The 11,613-nt window shown below is 64.2% G+C and carries 11 protein-coding genes; 4 read left to right on the forward strand and 7 right to left on the reverse strand.

Annotated elements, in window-relative coordinates; all coding sequences use genetic code 11:
* Positions 1-792: hypothetical protein (locus tag AC1DU6_RS09940; RefSeq protein ID WP_477856966.1), on the forward strand; the 792-nt coding region annotated here is incomplete at its 5' end.
* Positions 793-869: 77 nt separating this feature from the next.
* On the opposite strand, the gene AC1DU6_RS09945 is transcribed toward AC1DU6_RS09940, so the two are convergent.
* From AC1DU6_RS09945 to AC1DU6_RS09970, 6 genes are read right to left on the reverse strand one after another with little or no spacing between them, the layout of a single operon-like run.
* Positions 870-1,781, reverse strand: a complete 912-nt coding sequence (locus AC1DU6_RS09945) for a helix-turn-helix transcriptional regulator (protein WP_457323825.1) — start codon at positions 1,779-1,781, stop codon at positions 870-872.
* 60 nt (positions 1,782-1,841) lie between these two features.
* Entirely contained in the window at positions 1,842-2,708 is an 867-nt protein-coding gene (locus tag AC1DU6_RS09950) for a hypothetical protein (protein WP_477856968.1), read from the reverse strand.
* Complete coding sequence (gene trxA, locus AC1DU6_RS09955) at positions 2,705-3,100, reverse strand: thioredoxin (protein ID WP_477856969.1); 396 nt, start codon at positions 3,098-3,100, stop codon at positions 2,705-2,707. The genes AC1DU6_RS09950 and trxA overlap by 4 nt, the downstream gene beginning before the upstream one ends.
* Positions 3,097-4,071, reverse strand: a complete 975-nt coding sequence (gene trxB / locus AC1DU6_RS09960) for a thioredoxin-disulfide reductase (protein WP_457323828.1) — start codon at positions 4,069-4,071, stop codon at positions 3,097-3,099. The genes trxA and trxB overlap by 4 nt, the downstream gene beginning before the upstream one ends.
* 3 nt (positions 4,072-4,074) lie before the next feature.
* A complete protein-coding gene (gene tldD, locus AC1DU6_RS09965) occupies positions 4,075-5,541 on the reverse strand; it encodes a metalloprotease TldD (protein ID WP_457323829.1) in 1,467 nt (488 codons plus the stop codon).
* A 32-nt stretch (positions 5,542-5,573) separates the two neighbouring features.
* The gene (locus tag AC1DU6_RS09970; RefSeq protein ID WP_477856971.1) at positions 5,574-7,031 is read right to left on the reverse strand and encodes a TldD/PmbA family protein; all 1,458 of its coding nucleotides are present in this window, start codon (positions 7,029-7,031) and stop codon (positions 5,574-5,576) included.
* A gap of 296 nt (positions 7,032-7,327) precedes the next feature.
* Between AC1DU6_RS09970 and AC1DU6_RS09975 the strand changes: the two genes are divergently transcribed.
* Positions 7,328-7,858: a DUF72 domain-containing protein gene (locus AC1DU6_RS09975; RefSeq protein ID WP_477856972.1), complete on the forward strand. Its 531-nt coding sequence runs from the start codon at positions 7,328-7,330 to the stop codon at positions 7,856-7,858.
* 429 nt (positions 7,859-8,287) lie between these two features.
* Here AC1DU6_RS09975 and AC1DU6_RS09980 read toward each other — a convergent pair whose 3' ends face one another.
* Positions 8,288-8,497 carry a hypothetical protein gene (locus AC1DU6_RS09980; protein WP_457324134.1) on the reverse strand — a complete coding sequence of 70 codons (210 nt, stop codon included), beginning with the start codon at positions 8,495-8,497 and terminating at the stop codon, positions 8,288-8,290.
* Between the two features lie 334 nt (positions 8,498-8,831).
* Between AC1DU6_RS09980 and AC1DU6_RS09985 the strand changes: the two genes are divergently transcribed.
* The gene (locus AC1DU6_RS09985) at positions 8,832-10,496 is read left to right on the forward strand and encodes an amidase (protein WP_477856974.1); all 1,665 of its coding nucleotides are present in this window, start codon (positions 8,832-8,834) and stop codon (positions 10,494-10,496) included.
* Positions 10,497-10,569: 73 nt separating this feature from the next.
* Positions 10,570-11,442, forward strand: a complete 873-nt coding sequence (locus tag AC1DU6_RS09990) for a LysR family transcriptional regulator (protein ID WP_477856976.1) — start codon at positions 10,570-10,572, stop codon at positions 11,440-11,442.
* Positions 11,443-11,613: the final 171 nt, after the last annotated feature.

Consider the following 11,613-nt stretch of genomic DNA (forward strand, 5'->3'; position numbering starts at 1 on the left):
GGCGGCAGCGCTTCGCTCATGCCTGAAAAATCGAAGAGCACCTCGCTGGGCATGATCTTGACGCCGCGCATCGTGCCGGGTCTGCGTATTTCGCTGGACTACACCGATATCCGCAAGACCAATGAGGTCAGCAAGCTGCCACTGAGCTACTTTGTCGACCACGAAGCTGCTTTCCCTGGGCGCGTGGTCCGCGGGCCGGGGTCGGACGGTCAGCCTGGCCCCATCACTCAGATCGACTCGACATTGTTCAATCTGGCACGCAGTCGCCTTCGGGCGCTCGACATCCAGGCCGAGTACGCCACGACGAGCGAGGCGCTGGGGCATTTGCGCTTCTATGCCGCCGCCACCCACACGATGGAACTGAGCCGCAGTGTGCAGGCGGGAGCTCCGGCGGTGGAACGGTCCGGGTTCTCCGATGGCCCGCTGAAGTGGCGCGGCAACGTCGGGGTCGACTGGAGCAAGAACGCCTGGAGCGCGGGCTGGAACGCCCAGTACTACGACAACTACCGGGCCTGCCAGTCCACCCTGTCAGCCTTCTCCTGCAGCCAGTGGGAGACGTGGCAGGGCGCAAGCAAGGTGCCGAGCCATGTCTATCACGACCTTTATGTGAGCTATGACTTCTTCGCTGCGAGCGGTGCTCTGCGCGGAACTGACATCACCTTTGGCGTGAACAACGTGTTCAACAACCAGGGTCCGACGATCAGCAGCGCCATTGCCTACAGCGTGGGCGCGACGTCCTATTTCGATCCGCGTCTGCGTCGCTACACGCTATCGCTGCGCAAGCACTTCTGACCACCCGCAGCGGCGCCGGCGTCTGCCATCTTCCATATGGCGGCGCCGGCGCCTTTCACGTTCTGCTCGTGACCTGCTCAGGCCCGTTGGTTCGCGATGATTTCGGCACGGTTGCCCGCGCCCATCGTTTTGGCCGTGACGCCGAACCGCGCCCGGAATAGCCGGGAGAAGTGGGACAGGCTGGAGAAGCCCACGGCATAGGCGATCTGGGAAATGCGGTCATTGGACCGGATGAGCTGGTACTGCGCAGCGACCAGTCTGGTTTCAGTGACCAAGGCGCTGAAACTGGTGCCGTGGGCCGCGCAGGTGTTGTAGATCGTACGCACCGAGCATTTCAGGGTCGCCGCAGCATCCTGGGCCGACAGACCGCGCTGATCCAGATTCTGGGCGATGAACCACAGGACTTCCCCCATGCGCCCGCGTGCCCGCGGCATGATGGCTTCCGCCTTGGCGCCAGCGGCCAGTGCCGTGCGCAGGAGGTCTGCCAGCATCGTCAGGGCCTGGGGGATGGCCAGCGCGTCACCGTCGTTGAGATCAAGGATCAGCTGCGCCAGGTCGGCGATGATCGGAGCGGCAAAGTACTCGTTGCTGACGTAGAGGTCAGGCAGAAGCTGAAGCTTGTCCATGAAGCGCTGCATCGACCACCAGCCCGGCAAGGTGATGACGAGCATGTCCACCTTGCCAGACCCGGCCAGGGCCATAGGCTGCCAGGCGCAAGCCACAAAGATGTCGCCCGCCAGCAGCCTGCGCCGATGCCCATGCTGGTCTACCGTCAGTTTGCCGGAACGCAGAAAGATGATGTGGGTGCAGAAGCCCCGGCCGTCCGCGGCCGCGCCGCCCTCGATTGAACAGGCGAAGGCGCCGGTGGCGATGTGGCGTACGGTGGCGATGTCACGCGAAACGCTGCTGACACGCCAACCTTCACCCTCGCGGGAGCCGCGAAAGCTGTCGTTGAAGACGGCGGCAATGAGCGAAGGCGCTACTGACATGCGTTCCGTGATCGGTCCAGCTGATCGCCAGACCGTCTCCTTTAGCTGTACACAGCTGGATTACACGACCAGCGTCGTGGCGTCATCAACCACTTTCTTCTGCACGATGGATCGCCATTCTGCAAGCCTGGCTTTGATGCGAGCCTGCCTTGCGAGGGATCGCAGCTTGAGCGGCTGTGCGACTAGATCAGCGGCCCAGCGCCTGTTCGCTTCTTCCAGGAAGGCTTCGTAGTTGAAGTCGTCGCCGTCACTCTCATTGCTCAGGGTGGCGATGACTTCTTCAGTGATGCGGTCCATGGTGGACTTGAAGAACGCGGCCTCGGCGTCGGTGAACGGGTCCTCGTCTGCGGCATCTGCCTCGGCGGACAGCTGCGCCGTCCAGGCCACCATCGCATCCTGAACCGCGCCGGGCGCCTGTTCAAGATCCCAGGCCAGCGACAGCACCAGATCAATCACCTTGTCGGGCGCTGGTGCTTCCCGCTGCGCATGTGCCAGCCTTGCGCGGGCCGCGCGCCAGGTCTGCTTGTCGACCGATGTGGCCATGGATTGACGCACAAGGGCGATGACCGCTTCGCAGGCCTCGCGAAYGGGGCCTGCCTCGACGCGCTGTGCGCGACCATAGATCGGGTCCGTCCAGGCCAGCAGCACCGCGCGGCGCGCGATGTTGGCCGTCTCGGCGCCGACCGGAATGGCTTCCAGCAGGGCGTCATAGAACGCAGGGGCTTCATCGCCCTCGCCAAAGGCGCCCAGCGCGGGCAACAGGCGGGCCAGAGCCGGGTGCAGGCCATAGTCCTGCGAGATCGGCGTCAGATCACCCTCCATCGATGCCTGGGTCAGCCAGGCGGCGTACACCGGCCCCTTGGCCCGGATGTCGGCCCTCAGGGCCTGCTTGGTGGCTTCATTGCCAAAGGCGCGATAGGCGGTCACTGGCTGCCTCCGGCATGGGGCTCGAGAACCGATGCCAGCTTGCCGCGAGAGACCTGGCCGATGAATCGCTCCACCGGCTCGCGGTCCTTGATCAGAATGAATGTCGGCACGCTCTGCACGCCGTAGGCCTCGGCAAGCTTGGGCTCTTGGTCGATGTCGACCTTGACGAAGGCGATCTCGCCCTCGAACTCGCGCGCGGCATCTTCCAGAGCGGGTACCGAGGCTTTGCACGGGCCGCACCAGGCGGCATGGAAATCGACCAGAACCGGAATCGACGAGCTGAGCACATCGTCCTCGAAGCGGTCGACGGTGGTGACTTTAAGAAGAGACATTTGTTGATCCTTTGTGCGGAGGCGCCACCCGCCAAAAGCGGGCGGCGCCCAGGGAGTCATTGAGGCCGGCTTGCGCCGGCCTTGGCGTCGATGAGAAAGCGTTCGGCTTCCAGGGCCGCCATGCAGCCCATGCCGGCGGACACCACAGCCTGGCGGAAGTGCTTGTCCTGCACATCGCCGGCGGCAAACACGCCCGCGACGCTGGTGGCGGTCGAACCCGGTGCCACCAGAACATAGCCGTCCTCGTCCATGGCCAGCTGACCCTTGAACAGGCTAGTGGCGGGATCGTGGCCGATGGCCACGAAGAGGCCGTCCAGCGCGAGGGTCGAGGTCTCGCCGGTCAGGCGGTGGTTCAGGCGCAGGCCTGTGACCTTCTTGCCGTCGCCCAGCACTTCGGCCACTTCAGCGTTCCAGATCGGCTTGATCTTCTCGTTGGCCAACAGGCGGGCCTGGTTGGTCTTGTCGGCACGCAGGCTGTCGCGGCGGTGGATCAGGTACACCTCGCTGGCAAAGTTGGCCATGTGCAGCGCGTCCTCGACAGCGGTGTTGCCGCCGCCCACCACGGCCACCACGCGCTTGCGGAAGAAATAGCCATCGCATGTCGCGCAGGCCGAAACGCCCTTGCCGCGATAGAGGTGTTCACTGTCCAGTCCCAGCCAGCGCGCATTGGCGCCGGTAGCGATCACCAGGCTGTCGGCGCTATAGCGCGCGCCGCCATCGCCCACGGCCGCGAAGGGGCGCTTGGACAGATCAACCTCGACGATGAAGTCATTGATGATGTCGGTGCCCAGGTGCCGCGCCTGCTCGCCCATTCGGGACATCAGTTCGGGACCTTGCACGCTGGTGTCGCCGGGCCAGTTCTCTACATCGGTCGTGATGGTCAGCTGCCCTCCCGGTTGCAAGCCTTCGATCAGCACCGGCTCAAGGGCACTGCGCGAGGCGTAGATCGCCGCCGTGTAGCCCGCCGGCCCCGAGCCGATGATCAAGATTTTGCTGTGGCGCTGCGCCGGTGTTTCTTTCTTCGCTCCCATGATTCAGCCCCCCGCTCCGCCGACAACGACGCTGTCGATCCGAATGGTCGGCTGGCCCACGCCGACTGGCACCATCTGGCCGTTCTTGCCGCACACGGCGACGCCGGCATCGAGGGCCAGGTCATTGCCGATCATCGAGATGGCTTTGAGCGTCTGGTTGCCAACGCCAATCAGGGTGGCCCCTTCGATGGGTGCGGTCACCTTGCCGTTCTCGATCAGAAAGGCTTTCTCGGCCGAGAAATTGAACTGGCCTGAGGTGATGTCGACGGTGCCGCCGCTGAATTCGACCGCATAGATGCCATGGCGGACCGACGCGATGATCTCTTGCGGGTCGTACGGTCCGTTCTCCAGGAAGGTGTTGGTCATTCGGGTCATGGGCAGATCCGAATAGGACTGTCGGCGGCCATTGCCGGTCGCGGTGTCGCGCATGATTCGCGCGCTCGTCTTGTCCTGCATCAGGCCGACCAGCCGGCCATCCTGGATCAGCATCGTGCGCTGGCCATTCACGCCCTCATCGTCCACATTGAGCGAACCGCGGGCATTGGGCAGCGTTGCGTCATCAAAGACGTTGACCCCTGGTGCGGCGATGAGCTCGCCAACCATGCCGTTGAACACCGATTCACGCTTGCGATGGAAATCGCCTTCCAGCCCGTGGCCGATCGCTTCGTGCAGAAGCACGCCGGGGAAGCCTGAGCCCAACACCACGGTCATCTCACCCGCCGGTGAAGGCCTGGCCTCCAGATTGGCGAGCGCAATCGACGTGGCCTTGCGCACCATCTGTTCCAGCCGGTCCTCGGTCATCTCGCTCAGCGCAAAACGCCCGCCGCCGCCGGCGGAGCCCGATGAGCGCTTGGCGTTGTTTTCGGCGATGACCGAGATGTCCAGCCGCACCAGCGGCCGGATGTCGCCGGCCAGCGTGCCGTCGGTGGCCGCGACCAGAATGGTCGAGTCTTCAACCGACAACTGGGCCGAGACTTCGGTGATGCGGCGATCAACGGCGCGGGTCATCTGGTCAAGCCTTTGCAGCAGCGCCACCTTCTCGACGCTGTCCATGCCGCCTGCCGCCTCGATGGTGGAGTAGGCGCCCGAATCGCAGGTCACCCCGGCAATCTCCACGCCCCGCCCGGTCGCTGCGGCATCCTGGCCATGAGCCTGCATGGCGCGGGCTGCGGCGGTGATGGCGGTGATGGATTTGTTGCTGATGTCGCTGGAATAGGCAAAGGCGGTGTTGTCGCCGGTCACGGCACGTGCGCCCACGCCTTGCGAAATGGAGAAGGCGGCACGCGCCACCTTGCTGCGTTCCAGCGACCAGGAATCGCGCGTGGTCAATTCGAAATAGAGATCGCCGTATTCGGCGCCCCGCGCCCACAGGCCGGACAGGCCATTCTGAAGCGCGTTGGTGTCGAGGTCATTGGCGACAAGCAGCCTGTCCTGAGCCAACGTCAGGCGATTGGAAGCGGTCAAAGACATGGGAATCGGTTCTTTCAGCAAATGGGGGTCGATCAGCGTCCGGCGATCTGCATATCGAGCAGCAGGATCGAGCCGACCCGGATCGAGCCCTCGCGGTGAACGTCGGTGCCCACCGAGACGATGGCCTTGAGCATGTCTTGCAGATTGCCGGCCACCGTAAAGCCGTGGACGGGTCGCACGACCTGACCGTTCTCAACCCAGAAGCCTGCCGCCGCCCGCGAATAGACGCCGGTGGCCGGATTGCTGCTGCCGCCCATGAAACGGGTCAGCCACAGGCCGGTGCGCAGCTTGCGCAGCATGCCCGCCAGGTTGTCGCCCGGTTCGGTGGTGGTGCTGGTCAGGGTGAGGTTGCGCATCCCGCCGGCGTTGCCGGTTGATGCCCGCCCCAGCTTGCGGGCCATGCGCGTGTCCAGGAACAGGCCCTCGACCACGCCATTGCGCACGATTGCACGGCGCTTGCCAGGCACGCCTTCGCTGTCGAATGTGCTGCTGGCCAGCCCATAAGGCTCGAAGGGATCTTCTTCCAGCGTCAGGTGCGAGGCGGCCAGCTGCTGCCCCATGGCGTCGGGCAGGAAGGTCAGGCGCCGAAACTGTGAAGCGCCGCTCAGCTGACCGCACATGTCGAGCACCAGGCTGGATGCAACCGGCGCATCGACCAGCACGGGCACACGGCGGGTGGTCAGCCCGTCGGCGCCCAGCACGCCGAGCGCCTTTTCGGCGGCGATGCGGCCGACTTCGGCACTGGGCAGCAAACCCTCAAGACGCCGGTCAACCGAGGACCAACTGCCTTGGCGCATGTCGTCGCCCCGCTGGGCGATGGTTTGGCACCAGCGGCGCTGGACCGAGCCGCTGCCCGTCCGGCAAAACCCATGGCTGGTCGCCAGCGCGAAGCGCATGTCCTGGCTGGCCGCACCCGCCTCCGATACCCGAACGCCATCACGCGTGGCGACCGAGATCGCGGCTGCCTCGATGGCCATGGCGGCCTCCGTCAGATCCTCAGCGCTTTGACCGGAGGGCGCAAAGAGAGGAACGTCCGGCGTTGTCCATGCCAAGGCTTCGCGGTCGGCCAGGCCCGCTTCCGGATCGGGCTCAAGTTGGCGTGCCATGGCGGTGGCCTGTTCAACCACCCGGTCGATGGCGCTGCGGCTGAGCGATTCTGTCGATGCAACGCCTGTGCGGCCGTCGGCATAGACGGTGATGCGCAGGCTTTGATTGCCTTCGCGCACCGCCGTCTCGACCTTGCCACCGGCGACGGTGAGGGTGATTCCGCCCTGTTCGCTGACCATCGCGATTGCTTCACTGGCACCCAAGGCAGCGCTGCGCTCAATCGCGTAGGCAACGGCTTGGGCAAGAGTGCTTTCACTTTGCAGAAGGTAGCCGTCGCCACCCGCCATTGAAGCTGTTGCGGTGGAGTAGGCAAGGCTGCTGACGCTCATATGACTGGAACCCRTTGACGATTCGAGGGCGGACGGACGGGTAGGCAGGTCCATCAGGTCTGGTCTATCGACCAATGCAGCCAATGTAGGTTTGGCGCTTTCGGCGGGTTGCCCCGCAAGACACAGCTTTTTGTCTGAGAGTGCAACCTGACGCGTTCGCAGAATTCCGGTGCGCGTTGAGTCTGCGTTTCGGTCGACTCCAGCCGAGGGGTTCCTTGAGCAGTCAGGCAGTGCAGCCGCAAAGCCCATCTTTTGCGCTCAGTCCTGAGGCGGGCTTGCATGCCCACGTTGGAGCACGAGGCGTTTGATCAAGCGGCGAAGGAGCAGAGCAAGGCTTGAGTGCGTCTGCGATGCGGCTGGACGCCGCCGAAAGCCCCGAATTCGCGGCCTGCGAAGCGCTGATCGGCAGCAATCGCTGCGCGACTTCCCATTGTGTGGAGCGCATGGCCGGCCACACGGTGAGCGTCGAGTTCCGCAGCGACAAATGGTTCGAGGGCCCGCATGCGGCCGAGACTATCGCGTTCCAGCGGGAGCTGGGTGTGGTGCACACCATCGTCGACGAGCCGACGGGCCTTAGCAACACCGTCCCCGCCATCTGGGAGACGACGCGCGACGACTACGCCTTGGTACGCATGCACGGTCGCAATGCCGCGGCATGGAACGACCRCTCGGGGCACTCCGGCGGGCGGTTCAACTACGACTACGACGATGCAGAGCTGGAGGGCCTTAGTTACCAGATTCAGCTGCTGGACCGGCCGGGTCTCGATGTCCATGTGGTCATGAACAACAACAAGGAAGACCAGGCTCAGCGCAACGGGCGGACGCTCTTCAAGACGATGAAGGATCTGAAAGCCAATGTCGTCGTGCCGACCGCCAAATGAAAAAAGGTCCAGCGCGCTGGCGTTGAGCCTTTGTCGGTTGCCGGTCGTGTTGCACTAGGCATCTGTTCAGCGTTCGACGGTTCAAATTTGGCCAACCCCTGTGGTCCTTGGCACCTTGCGTATCCCAGGAGGAGCGAGTCGCAAAAAACTCAATCCGGGATTTGGAAAGAGGCGCGACTGAGATGCTGAGCAAGCGAATTTGCATGGTCCAAAACTAAGAACGCGAGGTTGGCGTGCAGCGTTCTGGACATGTCACACCAACGGTTGACGCGCAGTTGGCCATCAACATTGGTGTTCCGTCAATTGCGGATGGCGGTGCCAGCGTCAGCACAGTCGCGCTGCCAACGGCGGCCGCTAGAGCGGTTGCAAACGCGAGCATCTGGCAGTGCACACACACCGGGCGGGCGTGAAGTGGCGTTCGCTCGGCATTCATGACCGCGCACCCGTGTTCACGTCGCTCTCCTGACCACCCGCTGGGAGCTGCTGCTCAGCTTCCAGTCGGTCGAGGCGGTTTCGGGGCACGATCTCCGCCCCCTTGGCGAGCTCTGAGGAGCGCGCCATCGCCAGCAGCGAAGCACCGAGCATCAGCGCTCGGAATGCGTTGCGATGACTGGCTGAATCTCGATTCGTCTTGTTCAATCGCATCACCTTTTACAGCGCCATGAATGCGGCGCTCAGGTGAGATTTCGCCTTGTGCGTACCGATCCAATGTTTCGAACCATCGGTTGCTTGTTGCCGTTGAAACGCGAAGCACCAAACTGACCGTGCTGAGGGCGGAATCGGATAGAGACACAACGTCATCCTGACCCATCGCGTGCGTTTCATCTGAAATCTCGCGGCCATTGCGCGCAACGCGCATATCACCAGCCGAAACCATAGTGGCATCACTGCGGCTGTACCGCAGATGCCCGTAAGTACCGACGGCAAGACGAAGACCCTTCGAGCCTCGGCGCCGGTGTCATCCCATCTTCAATTGCGGCCGCTCACGCCGCGGAGGTTTCCCATGTTCAAGAAGTCACTTCTAGGCGCCATCATTTCCATGGGCCTCGCAGCTTGTGGCGGCAGTCCCGGCATTCCCAATGTCGACCTGTGCAATGGCGACCCCAAGTGCAGCAGCCCTGCCTCCACTGATATCGACGTCGCCGCGCTTTCCATCGACGAGATCAGGGCCGGCTACATCACCGGGCGATTCAYGTCAGAGGAAGTGACTCGCGCCTATTTGCGTCGCATCGAGGCGTATGACCCTTCGTACAACGCCTTCACGACGCTGTCCAGTGACGCTCTCGTGCAGGCACGAGCTATCGATCAGCGGCGCGCTCGTGGCGAAGTCCTCGGCCCGTTGGCGGGCGTGCCCGTGGTGGTCAAGGAGTCGATGGACGTGCGAGGCATGCCCTCCACCGCCGGGTGGGCTGCGATGAGCAAGCGCAAGGGCGGCATGGACTTCTTCCCGATCGACCACGCGGTGGTGGTGCAACGGCTCGTCGATGCTGGAGCGATCATCATCGGCAAGACCAACATTCCTGCCTTCAGCGACGACGGCACGCGCGCCAACACGAGCTGGGCAGGCCCGACCTACAACGCCATCGACCGCAACCTTGCACCCGGAGCCAGCAGCAGCGGCACTGCCACGGCGGTAGCTGCAGGTTTTGCCACCGCCGGCCTGGCCGAGGAGACGGGAGGCTCGATCCAGAATCCGTCAGCGGCACAGAGTCTGGTGGGCATCAAGCCAACCTTCGCACTTGTACCGACTGCGGGCGTCGTGCCGCTGGCCGGCAGCACGCGCGACGTGGTGGGCCCGATTGCGCAGAGCGTGCGCGACGCCGCGCTGGTCCTTGACGCGCTGGCCGGTTACTCGGCCCGTGATCCCAAGACCAGTGCTTCGGATGGCCATATTCCGGCTCAGGGCTACACAAGCTTGCTGAACGTCCAAGCGCTGAAGGGCAAACGCATCGGACTGTACGGGCCGGGATGGAACACGGCCAACCTGTCGCCTGAAACCGAAGCCCTGTACCGCAAAGCGATCCAGGAGCTCATGGCACGCGGCGCCACCGTCGTCACCGACCCGTTCGAACGCAGCGGCTTTGCCGAACTGGCGCTGGCTGGTGAACCCTACGACTACCGGGGCACCGAATCAGCAGCGTATGACCTCAACAACTACCTCAAGGGGCTCGGTGTGCCCTCACTGGCAGCGCTGAAGAACCAGGTCCATGCCTCGCCCTTCGATGCGGGCGGAACCCTATCTTGGTACGTCGACGCGCTACCGACGCTGAAGGCTTCCCTGGCGCAACCCGACCAGGCACCGCCGCTGGAGCCCTTCTTCGCGCTGCGCGCCCGGTATCTGCAGGTCTTCAACGCCGTGATGGCCGCCCAGCAACTGGACGCCATGGTCGTTCCACAAGCCTTGGAATCACTGCCTGCGCTTTTCAGCGACAAGGTGATCGCGGAGACCTCAATCTCGGCACTGGACGTCGCCGGCCTGCCCGGCGTCACCGTGCCGGCTGGGCAGTATGCGAACAAGGCACCGTTCAGCCTGCTGTTTGTCGGGCGCGCGTGGGACGAGGCGAGTCTGCTGGCGCTGGCCTATGACTACGAGCAGGCCACCAAGCACCGCGTCAAACCCACCTTGCTCGCCAAGTGAATTTGCAGGGGACCTGTCGTCCAGGTTGCGGCCGCAAACCTCTCGCCCGGGAACGGCCGCAGCCCGCAAGCGCATGAGCGAAAACGTCAACATCGAGATCGAGATGCTGCGCACGTTCGTGTCGCTGGTCGAATTGCGCAGCTTCACGTTGGTCGCGTCTGTGAGCAGACGCTCCCAATCGGCCGTGAGCCAACAGCTCAAGCGCCTGGAAGACATGCTCGGCCAGCAACTGCTGAGGCGCTCTGCACGCGGGGTCAAGCTAACGGAGCACGGGCGGATCCTGCACGAGTACGCGGTCGAAACCATCAACCGCAATGACAGGATCTTCCGCGACTTCCGATCGGCGCTCGGGCTGGGCCCGGGCTTGCGGCTGGGGCTCGACGAGCATGTGCTGTCGCGGGAGGTCGGCGTGCTGGCCCATTTTGGCAAGGCCAGCCTGGCTGCCGGCTCGATGAGCGTGACCCAGGCCAGCACCGAGGAGCTTCTGCGGGCGTTTGCGGGCGGCCAGTTGGATGTGGTGATTGGCGTGGGGACAGGCAGCGTTGCCGGTGCAGTCGATCTGTGCCGGGTGCCGCTGTCGTGGGTGGCTTCGCCACGCTTCAGAATCGCACCGCACGCCGTGATCCCACTGGTAGCCCCCATGGGGTCGCACCCGCTTCGCAACGCCGCAGTCAAGGCGCTGGACCAGGCGAAGGAACCATGGGAGCTGCGCTACGTGGCCAACAGTGCCACGGCCTTGCAGGCTGGCATCGTTGGCGGACACGGCATCGGGCTGCTGCCGAGCGCCATGCTCGACGAGCGACTGGTCGCGCCGCGCGACCTGACCCAGCTGCCAAGCCCCGGCGCGCTTCATGCCTTCGCGCTAATGCAACGCGGCGCCGGGTTCGAAAGCCTTGTCGAAGAGGTCCGCARCCACCTGCTGGACCTCTTTGTGGTCGAGGCCTAGTTCACTTTGGCGCGGGCGGCGCTCGCTGAGGCGGTCTGGCCCAGCTGCACGGCCAGCACGCCATGGCTGTCAACGCTGAGGCCGCCGTTGGGTGTCAGGCTGAACACGGTCTCATTGGCGCTCGGGCTCAGCGTGACGGTCCAACTCGTGCCCGGGTTCAGCCCCGACACC

This window comes from Roseateles sp. P5_B10, from assembly GCF_056400485.1.